The organism is Agathobaculum sp. LCP25S3_E8, from assembly GCF_052117165.1.
Classification (GTDB): domain Bacteria; phylum Bacillota; class Clostridia; order Oscillospirales; family Butyricicoccaceae; genus Agathobaculum.
This window is the reverse complement of record NZ_JBQKJR010000052.1, coordinates 1-23,491: the sequence shown is the minus strand read 5'-3', so window position 1 is coordinate 23,491 and position 23,491 is coordinate 1. Positions and strand designations below refer to the sequence as shown.

Sequence of the window (23,491 nt, the reverse complement as noted above, 5' to 3'; positions counted from 1 at the left end):
ATCTTCTTGAATTCTGGTGTGTAGCGTTTGTTTGGTATTCCTTTTGGCATAATAAAGCACCCCACTTGTTATCCAGTATATCATACTGTCTAACAAATGGGGTGCAGTTCAAAATCCGTTCCGGTTTTTTTAGTGCAGCTGCTTTATCAGCGCTTTCATTTTTTGTGCGGAGCTTTGTAATCTGCCGAGTTCTTCGGCGGACAATGGAATATCCAGCACTGCTTCCACGCCGTTTTTGCCTACGATGGAGGGCAGACCGAGGCAGATGCCGTCAACGCCATAGTGACCTTGAATCATGGAGGAGACGGGGAGGACGGAATGCTCATCGCGGACGATGGCTTCTGCAATACGGCGCACTGCCATGCCAATACCGTAGTAAGTCGCACCCTTGCTTTCGATGATGGAATAAGCAGCGTCGCGTACGTTCTCATAAATCTGATGCAGCATAGCGGTAGGATCCGTGACACCGGTGATACGACAGTAGTCATCCAAATCGACGCCGGAAATATTTGCGCTGGACCATACAGCGAGTTCGCTGTCGCCATGCTCACCGATGATGAAAGCATGCACATTGCGGCTATCTACGCCGAGCTTCTGGCCGACGCGGTATTTGAGACGCGCAGTATCCAGTACGGTACCGGAGCCGATGACATGCCCGGCTGGGAAACCGGAAAGCTGCTGCGCCATGCAGGTGAGCACATCGACGGGGTTGGAAACAATGAGCAAAACCGCGCTTTTGTTGACGGCAGTCAACTGCTCCATGATGGAAGATAAAATCACACGGTTGCGGTTGAGCAGTTCTATTCGCGTTTCGCCGGGCTTTTGGTTGGCGCCAGCCGCGATAATGATTAAACCGCATTCCGCAAGGTCAGCATATTTGCCGGCGCGCACAAAACACGGTTTGGCGAAGGAAACGCCGTGGTTGATGTCTGCGGCTTCACCTTCTGCTTTTTTGTGATTCATGTCCACCAGAACGACTTCTGAGAATAATCCGGAAACTGCCAAGGTATAGGCGCAGGTGGCACCGACAAAGCCGACACCGATTATGCCGCATTTTTGCATATTGGTCAATATGGACACATCCTTTCTTTTGAGTAGTATGTCCGTTTCCTGTTGGAAAAAACACGAATGTATGATAAGATATATCATATCGAACTGATTCAAGGAGCGTATGAAAATGAAACAGTGGTTTCGTACTGTATTGGCCGGAGCGTTACTGGCCGGTTCGTTGATGGTTTCGGCTGCCGCCGCGAATTATACAGCGTGTGCCGAGCATCTGAAAGACCTTGGTTTATTTGAGGGAACTGCGCAGGGATATGAGCTGGATCGTGCGCCGACGCGCGGTGAGGCGGCAGCCATGCTGGTGCGTTTGCTGGGAGCGGAGCAGAATGCATTGACACTCGAATATTCTGCACCGTTTACCGATTTGCAGAACTGGGAAAAGCCTTATGTGCAGTACCTATATGATATTGGTGCAACCACGGGGGTATCGGCAACAGCATTTGCGCCGGAAGCGCCTTGCACTGCACAAATGTATGCTGCATTTGTCTTGCGTGCGCTCGGATATACCGAGGCGGACGGGGATTTTGCCTATGCCGATGTAGATGATTTTGCGCAGCAAATCGGATTATATGAAGCGGCTGTTATAGATACAGAAGATTTTCTGCGTGATGATGTGGCGGCCGCAAGCTATACCGCGCTTTCGCTGATTCCAAAGGGAAGTGAGCAAACGTTGTTGGAACAGCTGGTCGAGAATGGTGCGGTGGATGCACAGATGGCAAAGTCATATCAGACATTGTTCAATACATATACGCAGTATCGCACGGCAACGGCAGATATGGCAACATTGAAGCAAATTTCTGTACATGGCGGATTAGAGGCGGCACTTTCGGAGAAAGGGACGAGCAGTCTGACTGTGCGAACAGAGGACTACACTACGGTGAACCGTGTGGATGGCACGGCGATTGCCGAGGGAAGCATTACGCTGGAATCGCCTAACGTGGATGCGTATTCGCAGACCTATTCTATGAATGCAGCGGAACAGGCTGATCATGTGCGCGCTGCGCTGCTGTATGGATATGATCCGGTTCCGCTGGCTCTTGTGGATTCATTGAAGCGGTCGGGGAGTGATTGGACTTTCTCGTTTACTGTTCTCCCTGCGCAGTATGAGGGATATTTGTGGGCGCTGTCGCGTGTCGGCGTAGCGTTAGATCAAGTGGGAGATGCGGTGCTGGTGCAGACCGTGCAGAATGGGCGGATTACATCGCAGATATTGCGCGTCAAGCAGGCGAAAGATGAAGCGGAACTGCAGGCAGTGCTGACTGCAGAATTGGATGAAGTCGGCTAAGACTTTTTTCAGACGGTAGCCGTTGGACAGTAGGGGATACTCCTTTCTGCCCAACGGCTTTTTGTTTGCATACAAAAACACCCTGCCGGTCGGCAGGGTGTTTCTTCATTAAAGATTACTGCTTATTCTTGATGTACTCATCCATCGCCGCGGCAGCGCGCTTGCCCGCGCCCATGGCGAGAATGACGGTTGCCGCACCGGTGACTGCGTCGCCGCCGGCAAATACGCCATCCTTGGACGTGATGCCGTGCTCGTCATCAGCAATGATGCAGCCCTTGCGATTGGTGTCCAGGCCTGGAGTTGTGTGACGGATCAGCGGATTCGGACTAGTGCCAATCGCTGCGATAACGCAGTCCAAATCGAGCGTGAACTCCGAACCTTCGACCGGAACCGGACGGCGACGACCGGACTCATCAGGCTCACCCAGTTCCATCTGCTGGCATTTCATGCCGGTCACGTTGTAGTTCTCGTCCGACAGCACTTCAAGTGGTGCTGTCAGGAACTTGAAGATAATACCTTCTTCCTTGGCGTGGTGGATTTCCTCCAGACGGGCGGGCAGTTCTTTCTCGGAACGGCGGTAAACGATGTAAACATCTTCCGCACCCATACGCTTAGCGCAACGCGCCGCGTCCATGGCAACATTGCCGCCACCGACAACTGCGACCTTGTGCGCGTGGAAAATCGGTGTGTCTGAACCTTCCTGATATGCTTTCATCAGATTGATGCGGGTCAGATATTCGTTAGCCGAGTAAACGCCGTTGGCATTTTCACCCGGCACGCCCAGAAAGGACGGCAGACCAGCGCCCGAACCGACAAAAATCGCTTCGTAGCCATCCTCGAACAGCTCGTCGATGGTCTCAGAGCGACCGACAACAAAGTTGAGCACAAATTCAACGCCGAGGTCTTTGAGCGTGTCGATCTCCTTCTGCACGATCTCCTTAGGCAGACGGAATTCCGGAATGCCATACATCAGTACGCCGCCCGCAGTGTGCAACGCTTCAAATACGGTCACTTCGTAACCCATGCGCGCCAGATCGCCAGCGCAGGTGAGGCCGGCAGGACCAGCGCCGACGATGGCGCACTTATGGCCGTTGGAAGCGGGCTTCGCCGATTTCTCTTCACCATGCTCGCGCGCATAGTCAGCGACAAAACGCTCCAGACGGCCGATGGCAACCGGCTCACCCTTGATGCCGCGTACGCACTTCTGCTCGCACTGAGTCTCCTGCGGGCACACACGACCGCAGACAGCGGGCAGGGCAGAGGTCTCCTTGATCTTGGCGGCAGCTTCGAGGAACTTGCCCTCGGCGACCAGTGCAATGAACTCAGGGATTTTGACCTGTACCGGGCAGCCGGTGATGCAGGGCTTATGCTTGCAGTTCAAGCAACGCTGTGCTTCCTCGATCGCCATCTCCAGCGTGTAGCCAAGCGTCACTTCATCAAAATTCTTATTGCGCACGTCCGGCGCCTGCTCGGGCATGGGCATTTTGTTCGGATTCATATTCGGCATTGTTACTTGACCTCCATCTTGAACAGGTTGCAGTGCTCCTCGCGGCGTTCTACTGCCTGCTTTTCCTGTGCCTTGTACATCGCGCCGCGACGCATTGCACTGTCAAAATCAACAAGATGGCCGTCAAAGTCCGGGCCGTCAACGCAGGCGAACTTGGTTTCACCGCCGACCGTCAGGCGGCAGCCGCCGCACATGCCGGTGCCGTCAACCATGATAGTGTTCATCGAGACGATGGTCTTGATGCCGTAGGGGCGGGTGACCTCGGAAACAAACTTCATCATGATCATCGGGCCGATCGCGATGACCGCGTCATACTGGTTGCCTGCGTCAATCAGTTCCTTGAGTTTGTCAGTCACAAAGCCCTTGTGACCATTGGAACCGTCATCGGTCATAATATAAAGGTTGGTGGAAGCGGCCTTCATTTCTTCCTCGAGGATAACAATGTCCTTGTTGCGGAAACCTGCAATCAGATCGACTTCGCAGCCCATCTCATGTAGTTTCTTTGCCTGCGGGTAAGCAATCGCGCAGCCAAGACCGCCGCCGACTACTGCAACCTTCTTGAGGCCTTCCAGCTCACTTGCTTTGCCCAGCGGGCCGACAAAGTCGTGCAGGCAGTCGCCCTCATTCAGCGCGCCGAGCGCCATCGTGGTTGCGCCGACCTCCTGGAAAATGATTGTGACCGCACCCGTCTCACGGTTATAGTCCGCAATGGTGAGCGGAATGCGCTCGCCGTCCTCGCTGACGCGCAGGATGATGAACTGGCCAGGCTCGGCCTTGCGCGCCACGTGCGGCGCGTCAATCACCATCAGCTTGGTATTCGCGTTCAGCGTCTGCTTTTTCAAAATCTGATACACTAAATTTCGTACCTCCTTGCGTTTATCGCATCGAACACATCTATTATACTGTTAATATAGGCTGAACGCAAGGAGAAATCCGAACGGAAAGACAGATGTTTTTGCCTGAAAGACAGCATGAATTAGTAATTCAACACAATAGTATCACCGGAAACGAAGCCCTGACACGGACCGTAGCGTACAGCATGCCAGTCAGCCTGACGGCCGAGCACCACAAGTTGCGCGCCGCATGGCACACTGCCGACAATTGCTGCGTGGGAGGACGGTTTTGCGTAGATGGAGACAACGCCGGAATGGGATTCCGCAGTCGCAGTCGTGCCGTGCGGATGTTTGCCGGTAAGTTGTGGAGACGGGAGAGGATATGTATGGTAACGCATGGGGATGACCTCCTATAAAATAAGGTATTGTCAAGCTATGCAGGCAGGGGGAAAAAGGTCACAGAGCAAATTTGTTGTGGATATGACGAAAAGCGATGGGATTTTTGTTGTGTTTTTGCTGATTTAGAGGTTGAATTTTTAAACAGGCCCATGTATAATAAATCTTGCTTGAAATGTCCGGTTTGTAAGACCGGCGATTAGGAGGAGAGAAAACAATGAAAAAGCTTTCTATTGCGATGCTGAGCATGCTGCTGGCAGGCTCGATGCTGCTGACCGGCTGCGGCGGCGGCAACAATGCAGAGACTACGGATAATGGTCAGGATGACAGCAATACTGCGGAAACCAGCACGGATTACAAGCTGGCTGTAGATGGCACGCTGACCATGGCAACCAATGCATTCTTTGAGCCGTATGAGTACTACGAGGGCGAAGAGATTGTCGGTATTGACGCTGAGGTTGGCAAGGCGATTGCCGATAAGCTCGGTTTGAACTTTACCATTTCCGATATGGAGTTTGATTCGATTATCACCGCGGTTTCGTCTGGTAAGGCGGATATGGGGATGGCCGGCATGACCGTTACCCCGGATCGAGAGAAGAACGTAGATTTCTCGCGCACTTATGCAACCGGCGTGCAGTCCATCATCGTTCCCGAGGGTTCCGACATTACATCTCCGGATGATCTGGCAGGCAAAAAGATCGGTGTGCAGCAGGGCACTACGGGCGACCTGTACTGCACCGATGACTTTGGCGAAGAGGCAATGAGCCGTTACAGCAAGGGCACGGACGCAATCATGGCGCTGACGCAGGGCAAGATTGACTGCGTCGTTATCGATAATGCTCCGGCACAGAAGTATGTGGAAGCAAACGAGGGCCTGAAGATTCTGGATACCGCTTATGCGGAAGAGGATTACGCAATTGCGTTTGCAAAGGACAACACCGCGCTGAAGGATGCGGTTGACGCTGCTCTGGGCGAGCTTATCGAGGATGGCACGGTTCAGTCGATTATTGATAAGTATATCACGGCGGACTAAGTGAGCAAACAAGCTGTGGGGACGGCCTGCAATGGCCGCCCCCTCTGCGCATTTTGATAAATAAAAAGGGGGATTGTGCCGGTGTCAGAATTTATCCAATGGTTTCAGGAACAGTTTTATCAGACCTTCATTGAGGGTGACCGGTGGTACATTTATTTTGCCAAAGGCCTTGGCACCACGTTGGAGGTTACGGTCGGGGCGCTGATTCTCGGCGTTGTAATCGGTGTGTGTATCGCAATCATTCGATCGGCCTATGATTCGCAGCGTGTACACTGGCGTGGTCTAGGCGGTATACTGCTCGGACTGGGTAATCTTATCTGTAAGATATATCTGACAGTTATTCGTGGTACGCCCAGCACGGTGCAGCTCCTGATCATGTATTTTATTATTTTCGGTTCCTCGCAGAACATGATTGCAGCGGCGATTATCTCCTTTGGTGTCAATTCCGGTGCTTATGTGGCGGAAATTGTTCGTTCTGGTATTATGTCGATTAACAAGGGACAGATGGAAGCGGGCCGGTCGCTGGGATTGAATTATGCGGCTACCATGCGCTATATTATCATCCCGCAGGCGATCAAGAACATTCTGCCGGCATTGGGCAACGAACTCATTACGCTGCTCAAGGAGACTTCGATTTGTACGGTTATCGGTTTGATGGATCTGACTAAGGGTGCAATGATTGTGCAGAGCCGCACCTACGCGCCGTGGATGCCGTATCTGTCGATTGCGGTTATTTATCTGGTGATGGTATTGATTTTGACCAAGCTGCTCGGTATTCTGGAAAGGAGGCTGCGCGCAAGTGATCAGCGTTAAGAACTTACACAAATCCTTTGGCGATCACAAAGTTTTGATCGATGTGAATGAACATATCGAGAAGGGTGAAAAGGTCGTTATCATCGGGCCGTCCGGCTCGGGTAAATCCACCTTTCTGCGCTGTCTGAATCTGCTGGAAGAGCCGACAAGCGGTGAGATTGTTTTCGAGGGGCAGAATATCACCTCGAAGCAGACAGACATCAACTTGGTGCGCCGCAAGATGGGCATGGTGTTTCAGCAATTTAACCTGTTTCCGCATCTGACAGTGAAGGAAAATATCAAACTCGCTCCTGTCAAACTGAAGGTGATGACAGATGCGGAAGCGGACAAGCGTGCCATGGAGTTGCTTGCGCGTGTTGGTTTGCCGGACAAGGCTGACAGCTATCCGATTCAGCTTTCCGGAGGCCAGCAGCAGCGTATTGCGATTGCGCGTGCGCTGGCGATGAATCCGGATGTAATGCTCTTTGACGAGCCGACATCGGCACTTGACCCGGAGATGGTCGGCGAGGTTCTGGAGATTATGAAGGAATTGGCGGACGACGGCATGACGATGGTCGTGGTGACGCACGAAATGGGCTTTGCTCGTGAAGTGGGTACCCGCGTGCTGTTTATGGACGGCGGCAATATTGTCGAGCAAAATGAGCCGAAGGCTTTCTTTGAACATCCGCAAAATCCGCGTTTGAGGGATTTTTTGTCCAAAGTGTTGTAAAAATCAAAAAAGCGGACGGTGAAAACCGTCCGCTTTTTATACAAAAACAACCTTGACGTATTGTAGAAAAACATGGTATAATAAAACGCTTACAAAATCGTGGAAGAATTCCCGATTCCTAACTACATGTTAGCACGGTCTGCAAGAGAATGCAAGACCAAAAACAATATTTTCGCAACGCCGCCGGGCGTATCAACACCAACACAGCCGAAAGAAACGGAGTGATCAAAGCACATGAAGGTGAAAGACGTACAGCACGGCAAAACCACACGAAAGAGCTTTGCGCGCATCAATGAGATTTTGGAGATGCCGAATCTGATTGAGGTGCAGAAAAAGTCGTATCAGTGGTTCCTCGATGAGGGACTGCGTGAGGTTTTTGCCGACACCGCGTCCATCACGGACTACACCGGCAATCTGGAGCTTTCCTTCCTCGATTATTCGATGGACGAGGAGCCGAAGTACAGCGTCGAAGAGTGCAAGGCGAGAGATGCCACATATGCTTCGCCCCTTAAGGTGCGTATGCGCCTGCGCAACAAGGAGACCGGTGAGATCAAGGAACAGGAAATCTTTATGGGTGACTTCCCGAAGATGACCGATTCCGCGACCTTCATCATCAACGGTGCAGAGCGCGCCATCGTGTCGCAGTTGGTTCGTTCGCCTGGTGTGTACTACGGCAAGGAGTACGACAAGACTGACAAGATGATTCTGTCTGCAACGGTAATCCCGTACCGCGGCGCATGGCTCGAGTATGAGACCGACGCAAATGACGTGTTCTATGTTCGTATTGATAAAAACCGTAAGATTCCGATTACGAGCTTTATCCGTGCCATCGGTGTTAAGACTGATGCGGAAATCAAGGAGCTGTTCGGTGAGGACCCGCTGATTCTGGCGACGCTGGACAAGGATCCGGCGCATACCTCGGATGAGGCACTCATTGAAATTTACAAGAAGATGCGTCCGGGTGAGCCGCCTTCTGTTGAGTCGGCAACCAGCTTGATGGACGCGATGTTCTTCGATATGCGCCGCTATGACATTTCTGCGGTTGGCCGGTATAAGTACAACAAGAAGCTGGACATTGCCCGCCGCATCACCGGCCATAAGCTGCTCAGCACTGCGGTTGACCCGATGACCGGTGAAGTTCTGGCCGAAGAGAATGAGGTGCTCGGCCGTGATAAGGCACGCCTGTTGTCGCGTCGTGGCGTCAACCATGTGACGATTGAGTCCGGTGAGGGCACAGCGGTCAAGGTGTTCGGCAATGGCATGGTCGATATCGATGATTTCAGCGACTATACCGGTTTTTCGGCTGAAGAGCTGGGCGTGAAGGAAAAGGTTCGCTTCTCTGTTCTCAAGGAGATCATTGATTCGGGCGTTTCGGGTGAAGAGATGAAAAAGACCATCACCACCCGCATGCACGACCTCATCCCGAAGACGATCATCGTTGACGATATGCTGGCCTCCATTTGCTATCTGCTGGGCCTGGGTCACGGCATCGGTACAACCGATGATATTGACCATCTGGGCAACCGTCGTCTGCGCTGCGTAGGCGAGCTGCTCCAGAACCAGTTCCGCATCGGCTTCAGCCGTATGGAGCGTGTCATTCGTGAGCGCATGACCATTCAGGATCTGGATATCGTGACGCCGCAGAGCTTGATCAACATTCGTCCTGTAACAGCAGCTATCAAGGAATTCTTCGGTTCCTCTCCGCTGTCGCAGTTCATGGATCAGAACAACCCGCTGGCAGAGCTGACACACAAGCGCCGTATGTCTGCGCTTGGTCCCGGCGGTCTGTCGCGTGACCGTGCATCCTTCGAAGTGCGTGACGTACACTATTCGCACTATGGTCGTCTGTGCCCGATTGAGACGCCTGAAGGTCCGAACATCGGTCTGATTTCTTATCTGGCGACCTATGCTCGCATCAATGACTTCGGCTTTATTGAAGCGCCGTACCGCATCATTGATAAGGAGCATGGCCGTGTGACCGATCAGGTACAGTATATGACGGCGGACGTCGAGGACGAATATATCGTCTGTCAGGCGACCGAGCCGATTGATGAAGACGGCTATCTGCTCAATGAGCGTGTTACCTGCCGTATGCGTGACGAATTTGTTGAGGTCGACCGCAAGGACGTTGACCTGATGGACGTTTCGCCCCGCATGATGGTTTCGGTTGCGACGGCGTTCATTCCGTTCCTCGATCATGACGACGCAAACCGCGCACTTATGGGTGCGAACATGCAGCGTCAGGCGGTTCCGCTGCTCAAGACCGAGGCGCCGGTTGTTGCAACCGGTATGGAGTATAAGGCTGCGGTTGACTCCGGTACGATTCCGCTGGCGGAGGGAGACGGTGTTATTACCCGTGTAACCGCACGCGAAGTCATGGTTCAGTATGATAACGGTGAGGAAAAGACCTATCACCTGACTAAATTCCTGCGCTCCAACCAGTCCACCTGTATTAACATGCGCCCGATCGTTGATTTGGGTGAGCGCGTTAAGAAGGGCGATGTGCTGGCGGATGGTCCTTCCACCGATAAGGGTGAAATCGCGCTTGGTAAGAATGCGTTGATCGGCTTTATGACTTGGGAAGGTTACAACTACGAGGATGCCGTTCTGCTCAATGAGCGTCTGGTACGTGACGATGTTTACACCTCGATTCACATTGAGGAGTATGAGTCCGAATCCCGTGATACCAAACTAGGGCCGGAAGAGATTACCCGTGATATTCCGAATGTCGGTGAGGATGCGCTGCGCAACCTTGAAGAGCGCGGTATTATCCGCGTAGGCGCTGAGGTGCAGGCGGGCGATATTCTGGTGGGTAAGGTTACGCCCAAGGGAGAAACCGAACTGACCGCGGAAGAGCGCCTGCTGCGCGCGATTTTCGGTGAGAAGGCGCGCGAAGTGCGTGACACTTCGCTGCGTGCGCCGCACGGCGAGAGCGGTATTGTAGTTGACGTGAAGGTGTTCACCCGTGAAAACGGCGATGAGCTGAGCCCGGGTGTCAACATGGTAGTCCGTGTGTATATTGCACAGAAGCGTAAGATTTCGGTCGGCGATAAGATGGCGGGCCGTCACGGTAACAAGGGTGTTGTTTCCCGCATTCTGCCGCAGGAGGATATGCCGTTCCTCGAGGATGGCCGTCCGCTCGATATCGTTCTGAACCCCTTGGGCGTGCCGTCTCGTATGAACATCGGTCAGGTGCTCGAAGTGCATCTGGGCTTTGCGGCAAAGAAGCTCGGCTGGAAGGTCGAGACGCCGGTATTCGACGGTGCAACACTGGATGATATCAAGGAAACTTTGGTTGCTGCGGGTGTCGACGAAGACGGTAAGAGCGTTGTTTATGACGGTCGTACCGGTGAGAAGTTTGATAACCGCGTAACCGTCGGTTATATGTATTACCTCAAGCTGCACCATCTGGTTGACGATAAGATTCATGCCCGTTCCACTGGCCCGTACTCGCTGGTTACCCAGCAGCCGCTCGGCGGTAAGGCGCAGTTCGGTGGCCAGCGCTTCGGTGAGATGGAAGTTTGGGCCCTCGAGGCATACGGCGCAGCCTATACCTTGCAGGAAATCCTGACGGTCAAGTCGGACGATATCACCGGTCGTGTCAAGACCTATGAGGCAATCGTTAAGGGTCACAACGTGCCGCAGCCGGGTGTGCCGGAGTCGTTCAAGGTTCTGGTTAAGGAGCTTCAGTCGCTGTGCTTGGATATTCAGGTGCTCGATGAAAATATGGAAGTTATCGAACTGGCCGAGGATGATGAGGATGAGGCGGATTTCATCCGTCCGATGGAGCAGGCTGTTTCGGGCGCGGATGAAGAATTTACTGCTGCCGGCTTTGGCATCAACGATGCTGAGGAAGGCGATACCGATCTCTTTGCACTGGATAGCGCCGTCGAGGATGGCGATGATGCCGTGGATGATTTTGATGATGGCCTGAGCGAGTGAGAAGAAAGGACAACAAAATCATCTGTGAATAGGGAAGGAGCATCTTAAAATATATGGGATATCATACGTTTAACGCCATTAAGATCGGTCTGGCCTCTCCTGACCTGATCCGTCAGTGGTCGTACGGTGAAGTTAAAAAGCCCGAAACTATCAACTACCGCACGCTCAAGCCGGAAAAAGACGGCCTGTTCTGTGAGCGCATCTTTGGCCCAACGAAAGACTGGGAATGCCACTGCGGCAAGTATAAGAAAGTCCGCTTCAAGGGCAAGATCTGCGATAAGTGCGGTGTAGAAGTCACTCGTGCCAAGGTACGTCGTGAGCGCATGGGCCACATCGAGTTGGCCGCGCCTGTATCGCACATCTGGTACTTCAAGGGTATTCCGTCGCGCATGGGCCTGATTCTGGACATCAGCCCGCGCGTGCTGGAAAAGGTTCTGTACTTTGCAAACTATATTGTGATTGATCCAGGCGATACGCCGCTGATGAAGAAGCAGATTCTGACTGAGGCAGAGTACCGCGATATGCGCGAGAAGTATGAGGATGACTTCCGCGCCGGTATGGGTGCGGAGGCCATCAAGGAACTGTTGGCAGAGCTGGATCTGGAGCAGCTTTCCAAGGAGCTGACTGCTGAGCTGCGCGAGTCCTCCGGTCAGAAGCGTCTGCGCATCATCAAGCGTCTTGAGGTTGTCGAGTCGTTCCGTTTGTCGCATAATCGTCCTGAGTGGATGATTATGGATGTGGTTCCGGTCATTCCGCCGGAAATCCGTCCGATGGTACAGCTGGACGGCGGCCGCTTTGCAACGAGCGACTTAAACGACCTGTATCGCCGTGTTATTAACCGTAATAACCGTCTCAAGCGTCTTCTGGAGCTGGGTGCGCCGGATATCATCGTGCGCAACGAGAAGCGCATGTTGCAGGAAGCGGTTGACGCACTGATCGACAATGGCCGCCGCGGCCGTCCGGTCACCGGTCCGAACAACCGTGCGCTGAAGTCTCTGTCTGATATGCTGAAGGGCAAACAGGGTCGCTTCCGTCAGAACCTGCTCGGTAAGCGCGTTGACTATTCCGGTCGTTCGGTTATCGTCGTCGGTCCGGATCTTAAAATTTATCAGTGCGGTCTGCCGAAGGAAATGGCGCTCGAGCTGTTCAAGCCGTTCGTGATGAAAAAGCTGGTTGAGGACGGCGCGGCATCCAATATTAAATCTGCAAAGAAGATGGTAGAGCGCGCCAAGCCCGAGGTTTGGGATGTGCTCGAGGGCATTATTAAGGGCCATCCGGTTATGCTGAACCGTGCGCCGACACTGCACCGTCTGGGTATTCAGGCGTTTGAGCCGGTGCTGGTTGAGGGTCGTGCCATCCGTCTGCATCCGCTCGTATGTACGGCGTTCAACGCTGACTTTGACGGCGACCAGATGGCGGTACACGTGCCGCTGTCCGCTGAGGCACAGGCTGAGGCGCGTCTGCTGATGCTGTCGGCAAATAACCTGCTCAAACCGCAGGATGGTAAGCCGGTTACTATTCCGTCGCAGGATATGGTGCTTGGTTCTTACTATCTGACCATTGACCGCGATACCGAGCCGGGTGCCGGCAAGGTGTTCCGCGATCCGGATGAAGCGTTGATGGCATATACGGAAGGCATTGTTGGTATTCACGCGCCGATCAAGGTGCGTATGACGCGTGAAATCGGCGGCAAGCAGGTTTCGAAAATTGTCGATGCAACGCCGGGCCGTCTGATCTTCAACGAGCGTATTCCGCAGGATCTGGGTTTTGTAGATCGTTCCGATCCGGAAAAGATACTGGATCTGGAAATTATGATGACCTGCGGTAAGAAAGAGCTTGGAAAGATCATTGACAAGTGCATTCACGTGCATGGCTTCAATAAGACCGCAGAGGTGCTTGACGCAATCAAGGCGATGGGCTACAAGTACTCGACTAAGGGCGCGTTGACGGTTGCGGTTGCCGATATGCTGGTGCCGGAGGATAAGGCAACCTTGATTCATGAGTCTGAGCAGCAGGTTGCGAAGATTGACAAGAAGTATAAGCGTGGCTTTATTACCGATGACGAACGTTATCGCCTGACGGTTGCCGAGTGGGAATCCACTACCAAAAAGGTTACTGCGAAGCTACAGGAGAACATGCGTGAGCAGCGGTTTAACCCGATTCACATGATGGCGGATTCCGGTGCGCGTGGTTCTATTAACCAGATTCGTCAGCTGGCCGGTATGCGCGGTCTGATGGCATCCACCTCCGGTAAAACCATCGAGATCCCGATCAAGTCCAACTTCCGTGAGGGCCTGTCGGTTTTGGAATACTTTATTTCTGCGCGTGGTGCGCGTAAGGGTCTGGCCGATACCGCGCTTCGTACCGCGGACTCCGGTTATTTGACCCGTCGTCTGGTTGACGTTTCGCAGGATGTCATCATCCGCGAGGAGGACTGCGGCGCAACGAAGGGCATCTGGGTTGAGGATATTAAGGAAGGCAATCAGATCATCGAGCCGCTGCGTGAGCGTCTGCTCGGTCGTTATCCGGTGGACGATATCTGCCATCCGGAGACCGGCGAAGTGATCGTACCCAAATCCCGTATGATGAACGAAGCGGATGCGGACGCGGTTCTCGCGGCAGGCATCACTCGTGTTCAGATTCGTTCGGTTCTGGAATGCCGCGCACGCAAGGGTGTTTGCAGCCATTGCTATGGCATCAACCTGGCAATGGGTACCCCGGTCGGCAAGGGAGAAGCGGTTGGTATCATTGCTGCGCAGTCCATCGGTGAGCCGGGTACGCAGCTGACCATGCGTACGTTCCACACCGGCGGCGTTGCTGGTTCGGATATTACGCAGGGTCTTCCGCGAGTTGAAGAGTTATTTGAGGCACGTAAACCGAAGAAGGCGGCGACGTTGGCTGAAATCAGCGGTGTTGTAAGCATTGAGGAATCCAAGCGTACAACAGTCAAGACAGTTAATGTTGTCAATCCGCAGACTGGCGATATGCGCTCCTATCAGCTGGCATCTTCGTCTGGTATCCGCGTAACGGACGGTCAGGAAGTGCCGCAGGGCTTCCAGCTCAACGAAGGCTCGCTCAATCCGCATGATATTCTGCGTGTACTTGACCCGCGCGCGGTGCACGACTACGAGATCAAAGAAGTACAGAAGGTTTACCGTCAGCAAGGCGTTGATATCAACGATAAGCACATCGAGGTTATCGTGCGTCAGATGATGCGTAAGGTACGCGTTGAGGACGCTGGCGACGCAGAAGTGCTGCCGGGTTCTGTGATGGATCTGCTCGAGTTTGAGGACTATAACCAGAAGGTACAGGATCGCATTGATGCGGGCGAAGAAGGTCTGCGTCTGGCGGTTGCGGAACCGACGCTCATGGGTATTACCAAGGCATCTCTGGCAACCGATTCATGGATGTCGGCCGCTTCCTTCCAGGAGACCACTCGCGTACTGACCGATGCCGCAATTAAGGGCAAGGTTGATCCGCTGATGGGTCTGAAGGAAAACGTCATCATCGGTAAGCTCATTCCGGCGGGTTCCGGTGTGACCGAGTACTGCGATGGCCATTACGAGCAGACGGTTGATCTGGATTAATAGTCGGCTCACTAAAATAATGGTATAAAAAGTAGGGAACAGGGGAATGCTGTAAGGCGTTCCCCTGTTTTGGCAGCTTCATAAATTGATAAATGCGTAGAGAAGTCGTGCATTCGATTGGCAATGGTAAAATTCGAACAAAAATGAAGAAAAACTCCGTAAAAATGCTTGACTTCCAAAAGGAAAAGACTTATACTAATGAAGTATGCCGTATAGGAGGGTTAGTATGCTTTCAGAACTTCGCGCGGCGCACAAGGTTATCGGCGTGAAACAATCGAAAAAAGCCATTCGAGACGGCAAAGCCCAAGAGGTTTTTGTAGCGCTCGATGCTGAAAAACGTGTGGTTGGTCCGGTTTATGAGCTTTGCAGCGAAACGGATACCAAACTCACGGAGATCACCACCATGACCGAGCTTGGCGATGCAGCCGGTATTGATGTCGGTGCGGCGGTCGTGACGGTTTTGCGCTAAGCTGTTTTGTTGAATTGCGCACAAAGCGCTTTTCATAAATATCTTTGAAAGAAGGAGGAAATAAAATGCCAACTTTTAACCAACTCGTCCGTAAGGGTCGCGAGGCAGTCGTTTACAAATCTACGGCACCGGCTCTGCAGGTAGGCTACAATTCTCAGAAGAAGAAGGCCACCGATCAGTCCGCTCCGCAGAAGCGCGGCGTCTGCACGACGGTTAAAACCATGACGCCGAAGAAGCCGAACTCTGCGCTTCGTAAGGTTGCTCGTGTAAAGCTGACCAACCAGATGGAAGTTTCCGCTTACATCCCGGGCGAAGGTCATAACCTGCAGGAGCACTCTGTTGTTATGGTTCGCGGTGGCCGTGTTAAGGACCTTCCTGGTGTCCGTTACCACATCATCCGCGGCACGCTGGATACCCAGGGTGTAGCCAACCGCCGTCAGGCTCGTTCCAAGTACGGCGCGAAGCGTCCGAAGGCCGGCAAGTAATTTTGCCACCCACAAGGTTTTGCGAGAATTAAAAGTTTTCAGCAAAGCACTCATGCTTTGTCTGAGGCGTTTTATATCCGATTTATCTAATAAAACGGGTATTTACCTCGGACAGGCATTACAACGGCTGTCACCAAGGCACGCCGGAGTACCTATGAAATCAAATTATTTTGAAGGAGGGAAGTAAAGTGCCAAGAAGAGGTAATGTCCCCAAGAGAGACGTTCTGCCCGATCCGCTTTATAATTCCAAGCTCGTCACCAAGCTGGTAAACTCTATCATGCTTGACGGCAAGAAGGGCGTATCGCAGAAGGTTGTTTATGGTGCTTTCGATATCGTCCGTGAAAAGACCGGACGTGAACCGCTGGAGGTTTTCACCGAAGCGATGGAGAACATCATGCCGTCGCTGGAAGTTAAGGCGCGCCGTGTAGGCGGTGCTACCTATCAGGTACCGATGGAAGTGCGTCCGGAGCGTCGTCAGACTCTGGGCCTGCGCTGGATCACCAAGTATGCCCGTGCTCGTTCTGAAAAGACCATGCGCGAGCGTCTGGCTGGCGAGATCATGGATGCCTGCAACAATCTGGGCGGTGCTGTCAAGAAGCGCGAGGATACGCACAAGATGGCGGAAGCAAACAAGGCGTTTGCGCACTACCGTTATTAATCTGCGATCCGCTGAGCGTTTGAAAGGAGAGCAATATGCCTAGAGAATATTCCCTGGAAAGAACCAGAAATATCGGCATCATGGCGCACATCGACGCCGGTAAGACTACTACCACCGAGCGTATTCTGTATTACACCGGTGTAAATCACAAAATTGGCGATACCCACGACGGTACCGCCACCATGGACTGGATGGAGCAGGAGCAGGAGCGCGGTATTACCATTACCTCCGCTGCTACCACCTGTCACTGGTCGGGCTCCCAGCATCAGTTCCCGGAGCACCGTATCAATATCATTGACACCCCGGGCCACGTTGACTTTACCGTAGAAGTAGAGCGCTCTCTGCGCGTTCTGGACGGTTCTGTTACCGTATTCTGTGCCAAGGGCGGCGTTGAGCCTCAGTCAGAGACTGTATGGCATCAGGCCGACAAGTACAAGGTACCGCGTATGGCGTTCGTCAACAAGATGGACATCATGGGCGCAGACTTCTTTAACGTTGTCGGTATGATGAAGGATCGCCTCAAGTGTAATGCGGTTCCGATTCAGCTGCCGATTGGCGTTGAGGATAGCTTCAAGGGTATCATTGACCTGATTACCATGCGTGCAGAGGTTTATTATGATGACCTCGGCAAGGATGTTCGCGATGAGGACATCCCGGCTGATATGATGGATCAGGCGAAGGAGTATCATGACGCGCTGTGGGAAGCAGTTGCCGAGCTGGATGAGGAACTCATGATGAAGTACCTCGAAGGCGAAGAACTGACCATTCCGGAAGTGAAGGCTGCGATTCGTAAGGGCACGATTTCTAATGAGATCGTTCCGGTACTCTGTGGTACTGCTTACCGCAACAAGGGCGTTCAGCCCTTGCTTGATGCAGTTATCGAGTATATGCCTGCTCCGACCGACATCCCGGACATCAAGGGTATCAACCCGAAGACCGAAGAGGAGGATTCCCGTCCGTCTTCTGACGAGGCGCCGTTCTCCGCTCTTGCGTTTAAGATTGCAACCGACCCGTTTGTTGGTCGTTTGACATTCTTCCGCGTTTACTCCGGTACGATCACCGCCGGTTCTTCGGTCCTTAACGCGACCAAGGATCAGCGTGAGCGTCTGGGTCGTATTCTTCAGATGCACGCAAATCATCGTCAGGATATCGATTGCGTATATTCCGGCGATATTGCTGCGGGTATCGGCTTCAAGAACACTACCACGGGCGATACGCTCTGTGATGAAAAGCATCCGATTATCCTCGAGTCCATGGAGTTCCCGGACCCGGTTATCCGTGTTGCGATTGAGCCCAAGACCAAGGCTGGTCAGGAGAAGATGGGCATTGCGCTGGCAAAGCTGGCGGAAGAAGACCCGACCTTCAAGACCTACACCGATGAGGAAACCGGCCAGACCATTATCGCTGGTATGGGTGAGTTGCATCTGGAAATCATCGTTGACCGCCTGCTGCGTGAATTTAAGGTGGAAGCCAACGTAGGTTCGCCTCAGGTTGCTTATAAGGAAACCATCCGCCGTTCTGCTGATGTGGATCAGAAATATGCACGTCAGTCCGGTGGTAAGGGTCAGTACGGCCATGTTAAGATTATTGTTGAGCCGAACGAGTCCGGTAAGGGCTATGAGTTCATCAACAAGATCGTTGGCGGTGCGATTCCGAAGGAATATATCGAGCCTGTTAATCAGGGTATTCAGGGTGCGATGCAGGCTGGTATTCTGGCAGGTTATCCGGTTGTCGACGTAAAGGTTACGTTGTACGACGGTTCTTATCACGAAGTTGACTCCTCTGAAATGGCATTTAAGATCGCCGGTTCTATGGCGTTCAAGGAAGCTATGAAGAAGGCTGATCCGGTTCTGATGGAGCCGATTATGCAGGTCGACGTTCTGGTTCCGGAGGATTATATGGGCGATGTTATCGGCGACCTCAACTCCCGCCGTGGCCAGATTCAGGGTATGGAGCCGCGCGGTGGCGTGCAGGCGATTTCGGCTGCCGTTCCGCTGAGCGAGATGTTTGGTTATGCGACTGCGCTGCGTTCTCGTACGCAGGGCCGTGGCCAGTATACCATGCAGCCCAGCCACTACACCGAGGTGCCGAAGAGCATTCAGGAGAAGATCATCGACGCCCGCAATAAAAACGACTAAAACTATTGCATTTTTTTGTGAATTGCAGTAGAATAAATTCACCATGACTTTGAATTTAATTTACGAGGAGGATATCCACAATGGCAAAGGAAAAATTTGACCGCTCCCTGCCGCACGTTAACATTGGTACCATCGGCCACGTTGACCATGGTAAGACCACGCTGACCGCGGCGATCACCAAGGTTCTGGCTCTCGAGGGCGAGGCTGAATATCAGGCTTACGACTCGATCGATAAGGCTCCGGAAGAGAAGGAGCGCGGCATTACCATCAACACTGCGCACGTTGAGTATCACACCAAGAACCGTCACTATGCGCACGTTGACTGCCCGGGCCACGCTGACTACGTTAAGAACATGATCACTGGTGCTGCTCAGATGGACGGCGCTATCCTGGTTGTTTCTTCCGCTGACGGCCCGATGCCCCAGACCCGTGAGCACATCCTGCTCGCTCGTCAGGTAGGCGTTCCGTATATCGTTGTATTCATGAACAAGGTTGACCAGGTAGACGACGAGGAGCTCCTCGATCTGGTTGAGATGGAAATCCGTGACCTGCTGTCCTCCTACGAGTTCCCGGGCGATGACATCCCGGTAATCCGTGGTTCTGCGCTCCAGGTTCTGACCTGCGATTCTACCGATCCGAACGCTCCGGAGTACAAGTGCATCCACGAGCTGATGGACGCTGTTGACTCCTATATTCCGACCCCGGATCGTGCTGCTGACAAGCCGTTCATCATGCCGGTTGAGGACGTATTCTCCATCACCGGTCGTGGTACCGTAGCTACCGGCCGTGTTGAGCGTGGCCAGCTGAAGATGGGCGAGGAAGTTGAGATCGTTGGTCTGATGGACGCTCCGCGTAAGACTGTTGTTACCGGTATCGAAATGTTCCGCAAGCTGCTGGACTACGCTGAGGCTGGCGACAACATCGGCGCTCTGCTCCGTGGTATTCAGAAGAACGAGATCGAGCGTGGTCAGGTTCTGGCTAAGCCCGGCTCTATTCATCCGCACACCAAGTTCCACGGTCAGGTTTACGTTCTGAAGAAGGAAGAGGGCGGCCGTCATACTCCGTTCTTCAACAACTATCGTCCCCAGTTCTACTTCCGTACCACCGACGTTACTGGCGTTATCACTCTGCCGGAAGGCACTGAGATGTGCATGCCGGGCGACAACGTTGAGATGGACGTTGAGCTGATCACCCCGATCGCTATCGAGGAAGGCCTGCGTTTCGCTATCCGTGAGGGTGGCCGCACCGTAGGTTCGGGCGTTGTTACCAAGATCAACGCTGACTAATTGTTGATATTTTTAAAAGCTCCCATGCTTGCATGGGAGCTTTTTCTTGTTTAATTACGTATTCTGTGCGGCAAACTACCGATGAGGAGGGATGCGTTATCGAACAGGATAAGAGAAAAAAATACCAGATGGAAGCAGCACAAAAGCAATTTGAATGGTTTTCTTGCAGCACACCTGCAGCTGCAGCACACGATGCTGGGGAGGAAATGACAGACGGTGCTCCTGAGGGCATTGCCTTGTCACCACATGACCGTGGTTGTGGTCATGCGTATCCAATGCGTGGGACAAACAGCGAAGATTTGACGGAATGGTGTATAAAACATGAGACATGAGACAAAGCTGCCGGAAGAATTCCGGCAGCTTTGCTATGGGCTTTGATTTTACATTTATTTCGTCTTGTGTTACAATAAATCGAGTAATGGAACCAGCAGTTTGCTTACCGCATAGCTTGAAAGCAGGAGGGGAGACTCATGTCTGTTTTTTGGGAAGCGGTACTTGCAATTTTTGCAGCCATAGGATTGTATACGTTTTTACATGTAGTTTATGAGTTGTGCTTTGCACGACTGCTGCGCATGCATGGTTCGGCAGAGCTGACATTGTACGGCGATGGTAATGATGCATCCAGTGAACAGATGATCCGAATTGCGTTGCGTATACGTAAGCAGTATTTACCTGGGTTGTCTATCACATTTGTCGAGATCGGCTGCGGCGGAGAGGATAATATTGCAAAGCACTTGGCCTCGCGACAGGATATTATGTATTTGGAATGAGAGAAAGAGGAACGGTCTAGCTTGGATGAGAGAGAGTATGTACTGATACGCGGTACAGTGGAGCAAATTGTTTTTTATAATCAGGAAAATGGATATGCAGTTTTGCGTTTAAGCTCGGATGATGGTGCGGAGGTTACGGCAACCGGTACTTTCCCAAATATTGGATTGGGAGAAGAGGTGATCTTGACCGGCACATGGGTGACACATCCTTCATACGGCGAACAGTTTGCAACCGAAGCGTTTGAGCGTCGCTTGCCGTCCTCAGTGCGGGGCATTGCGGAGTACTTAGGTTCCGGCTTGATTCGCGGCATTGGTCCGCGGTTGGCTTCTCGTATTGCGGAGAAGTTCGGGGAGGATACCTTTGATGTGCTGGCCTATGAGCCGGAACGATTGACCGCTATTCGTGGAATTACAGAGAAAAAGGCGAGGGAGATTGGCCGGCAGTTCACTGAGCAGAATGAGATGCGTCTGCTGATGGATTTTCTAGCGGAGCATCGCCTTCCGGTCTCCCTGACGCCGCTTTTGTATAAGCGCCTGCGGGATAGTGCAATTGATGCGCTGTGTGAAAATCCGTATCTGCTTTGCGATCCCTATTATGATGTGGATTTCAAGTTGGCTGATGGGCTTGCGATGGAGTTAGGGCTTTCACTGCTATCGGATGAGCGTGCAGATGCGGGTGTTTTATACACGCTGGTATTTAATCTGGACAACGGACATACATTTATTCCAGTGGAAAAGCTGACGTCAGCAGTCTGCTCGTTACTTTCCGATGAGGACGTGCAGTTTGATGAGGAGCGTGCTCTAGCAGCAATTGACCGGCTGCGAGAGTGCGGACGGTTGGTTTGTGAGCATATTGCCGGGCGGGATGCGGTATATCTGCGCGATTTGCATGATGCAGAGGCGTATCTGGCGGAAATGCTGAGCAGCATGGCGGAGCGTAATTATCAGTACGATTTCGATGTGGATGAGTTGCTCAAAGCGTTGGTGCTGGACAGCGAGGTACCGTATTCGGAAAAGCAGAAACAGGCGATAACGATGGCGGCGCGCAATGGATTGGTCATTCTGACAGGTGGTCCCGGAACGGGTAAAACAACAACCGTGCGCGGCATTTTACAGGTGTTCGAGGCGTTGGGACTAAATACGTTGCTGGCGGCGCCAACTGGACGCGCGGCAAAACGACTGTCTGACTTAACCGGGATGGAGGCCAAGACCATTCACCGTCTGCTGGAAGCAGGATTTGGTATGGGAGGTCGCACCGCATTTGCACGGAATTTGACCAATCCGCTGGAGTGTGATGCGGTCATTCTGGACGAGGTTTCCATGGTGGACATCACGCTGATGCAGGCGCTCATCGAGGCGCTTCCGCACGGTGCGCGCTTGGTTTTGGTAGGAGATGCCGACCAACTGCCCCCTGTTGGACCGGGAAATTTCCTGCGAGATATTATTGGCTCTCACCGTGTGCCGACTATTCAGCTGACAGATATTTTCCGGCAGGCACAGCAGTCGGATATTGTCATGAATGCCCATGCGGTCAACGAGGGACGCATGCCGGTGCCGTCCGGCGCAGATGGCGACTTTTTCTTTTTGAAGCGCTCTGATCCGGCTGCGGTGATTGAAACCGTGGCGCAGCTTTGTGCAGTACGGCTGCCAAATCACTATGGGCTGCTGCCGTCACAGATTCAGGTGCTTTCACCGGCCAGACGGCAGGGGAGCGGAACGATTGCGCTCAACCGTCGGCTTCAAGAGGCGCTCAATCCTCCGGCAGAGGACAAGCTGGAGAAGCGTTTTGGGGACTGGATTTTCCGTGAGGGCGATCGGGTAATGCAGGTGCGCAACAACTATGATATTATCTGGGAAAAACGAGAGAATGACGAACAGGGTACGGGTATCTTTAATGGCGACGTAGGCGAGATATTGCAGATTTTCCCGCGACAGGAATGCATGGTGATTCGTTTTGATGATCGCATTGCCACTTATACCTATGATATGTTGGGCGAATTAGAACTTGCCTACGCGGTGACTGTTCATAAGTCACAGGGCAGCGAATTTGATGCGGTGGTATTGGCGTTGTCTGATTCGTTGCCGCGTCGTTTGTTAACGCGCAATATTTTATACACGGCAATTACCCGAGCAAAGCAGCTGCTGGTAATCGTTGGCAGTCAGGATGTGGTGGCATATATGGTCGGGAACAACCAGAAAGGGCGCAGATACAGCGCACTAAAAGCGCGCTTGCGTGAAGATTCTCCTGCTGAATAAGTCAGTGGTGGAGTTGTTTAAAATGGAAAAATGAATAAAAAACAGCAGCCATATGGCTGCTGTTTTTTTAGCTTTCATTGATAAAAATATACTGGTATACAACAGGTATCGAAACAAAACGCAAGTTTTCCCTATTATACGCTCACATTGAGGTCTGTCCCAAATTTTGTGTAAACACTGCCGGGCAGTGCAAAATAGAGCCAAAATAATTTAAGGCGGGAGCGGCGCCAGCTGCTGATGCCTTGTCTACAAAATAACAGC

General features: G+C 52.7%; 17 protein-coding genes. 13 read left to right on the top strand and 4 right to left on the bottom strand.

Annotation, left to right across the window (positions count from 1 at the left end):
- Positions 1-129: 129 nt before the first annotated feature.
- The gene (locus tag ACTQ34_RS14275) at positions 130-1,062 is read right to left on the bottom strand and encodes an L-lactate dehydrogenase (RefSeq protein ID WP_441364384.1); all 933 of its coding nucleotides are present in this window, start codon (positions 1,060-1,062) and stop codon (positions 130-132) included.
- A 115-nt stretch (positions 1,063-1,177) separates the two neighbouring features.
- Here ACTQ34_RS14275 and ACTQ34_RS14270 point away from each other — a divergent pair, with 115 nt between their 5' ends.
- Complete coding sequence (locus tag ACTQ34_RS14270; protein ID WP_441364383.1) at positions 1,178-2,347, top strand: hypothetical protein; 1,170 nt, start codon at positions 1,178-1,180, stop codon at positions 2,345-2,347.
- 115 nt (positions 2,348-2,462) lie between these two features.
- Here ACTQ34_RS14270 and gltA read toward each other — a convergent pair whose 3' ends face one another.
- The 3 genes from gltA to ACTQ34_RS14255 form a co-directional block, all read right to left on the bottom strand.
- Positions 2,463-3,854 carry an NADPH-dependent glutamate synthase gene (gene gltA / locus ACTQ34_RS14265; protein ID WP_441364382.1) on the bottom strand — a complete coding sequence of 464 codons (1,392 nt, stop codon included), beginning with the start codon at positions 3,852-3,854 and terminating at the stop codon, positions 2,463-2,465.
- Positions 3,855-3,856: 2 nt separating this feature from the next.
- A complete protein-coding gene (locus ACTQ34_RS14260) occupies positions 3,857-4,708 on the bottom strand; it encodes a sulfide/dihydroorotate dehydrogenase-like FAD/NAD-binding protein (protein WP_441364381.1) in 852 nt (283 codons plus the stop codon).
- A 122-nt stretch (positions 4,709-4,830) separates the two neighbouring features.
- Positions 4,831-5,085 carry an SH3 domain-containing protein gene (locus ACTQ34_RS14255; RefSeq protein WP_441364380.1) on the bottom strand — a complete coding sequence of 85 codons (255 nt, stop codon included), beginning with the start codon at positions 5,083-5,085 and terminating at the stop codon, positions 4,831-4,833.
- Positions 5,086-5,300: 215 nt separating this feature from the next.
- On the opposite strand from ACTQ34_RS14255, the gene ACTQ34_RS14250 reads away from it, so the two are divergent.
- The 12 genes from ACTQ34_RS14250 (at position 5,301) to recD2 (ending at position 23,230) form a co-directional block, all read left to right on the top strand.
- Positions 5,301-6,116 carry an ABC transporter substrate-binding protein gene (locus ACTQ34_RS14250; protein ID WP_441364379.1) on the top strand — a complete coding sequence of 272 codons (816 nt, stop codon included), beginning with the start codon at positions 5,301-5,303 and terminating at the stop codon, positions 6,114-6,116.
- Positions 6,117-6,197: 81 nt separating this feature from the next.
- Positions 6,198-6,929: an amino acid ABC transporter permease gene (locus tag ACTQ34_RS14245; protein ID WP_441364378.1), complete on the top strand. Its 732-nt coding sequence runs from the start codon at positions 6,198-6,200 to the stop codon at positions 6,927-6,929.
- Positions 6,916-7,638 (top strand): amino acid ABC transporter ATP-binding protein, encoded by a 723-nt coding sequence (locus ACTQ34_RS14240; RefSeq protein WP_441364377.1) that lies wholly within the window; start codon positions 6,916-6,918, stop codon positions 7,636-7,638. Before ACTQ34_RS14245 ends, ACTQ34_RS14240 begins: the two co-directional genes overlap by 14 nt.
- 234 nt (positions 7,639-7,872) lie before the next feature.
- Positions 7,873-11,580, top strand: coding sequence for a DNA-directed RNA polymerase subunit beta (rpoB, locus tag ACTQ34_RS14235; RefSeq protein WP_441364376.1), 3,708 nt, complete (start codon positions 7,873-7,875; stop codon positions 11,578-11,580).
- A 53-nt stretch (positions 11,581-11,633) separates the two neighbouring features.
- Positions 11,634-15,167 (top strand): DNA-directed RNA polymerase subunit beta', encoded by a 3,534-nt coding sequence (gene rpoC, locus ACTQ34_RS14230; RefSeq protein ID WP_441364375.1) that lies wholly within the window; start codon positions 11,634-11,636, stop codon positions 15,165-15,167.
- Positions 15,168-15,393: 226 nt separating this feature from the next.
- A complete protein-coding gene (locus tag ACTQ34_RS14225) occupies positions 15,394-15,636 on the top strand; it encodes a ribosomal L7Ae/L30e/S12e/Gadd45 family protein (RefSeq protein WP_441364374.1) in 243 nt (80 codons plus the stop codon).
- A 65-nt stretch (positions 15,637-15,701) separates the two neighbouring features.
- Positions 15,702-16,121, top strand: coding sequence for a 30S ribosomal protein S12 (rpsL, locus tag ACTQ34_RS14220; RefSeq protein ID WP_054327684.1), 420 nt, complete (start codon positions 15,702-15,704; stop codon positions 16,119-16,121).
- Positions 16,122-16,309: 188 nt separating this feature from the next.
- On the top strand, positions 16,310-16,780 hold the full coding sequence (gene rpsG / locus ACTQ34_RS14215; RefSeq protein ID WP_054327683.1) for a 30S ribosomal protein S7: 471 nt from the start codon (positions 16,310-16,312) through the stop codon (positions 16,778-16,780).
- A gap of 35 nt (positions 16,781-16,815) precedes the next feature.
- Positions 16,816-18,918, top strand: a complete 2,103-nt coding sequence (gene fusA, locus ACTQ34_RS14210; protein WP_441364373.1) for an elongation factor G — start codon at positions 16,816-16,818, stop codon at positions 18,916-18,918.
- A gap of 80 nt (positions 18,919-18,998) precedes the next feature.
- Positions 18,999-20,204: an elongation factor Tu gene (gene tuf, locus ACTQ34_RS14205; RefSeq protein WP_441364372.1), complete on the top strand. Its 1,206-nt coding sequence runs from the start codon at positions 18,999-19,001 to the stop codon at positions 20,202-20,204.
- 470 nt (positions 20,205-20,674) lie between these two features.
- Entirely contained in the window at positions 20,675-20,974 is a 300-nt protein-coding gene (locus ACTQ34_RS14200; RefSeq protein ID WP_441364371.1) for a hypothetical protein, read from the top strand.
- Between the two features lie 21 nt (positions 20,975-20,995).
- Positions 20,996-23,230, top strand: a complete 2,235-nt coding sequence (recD2, locus tag ACTQ34_RS14195) for an SF1B family DNA helicase RecD2 (RefSeq protein ID WP_441364370.1) — start codon at positions 20,996-20,998, stop codon at positions 23,228-23,230.
- Positions 23,231-23,491 lie beyond the last annotated feature (261 nt).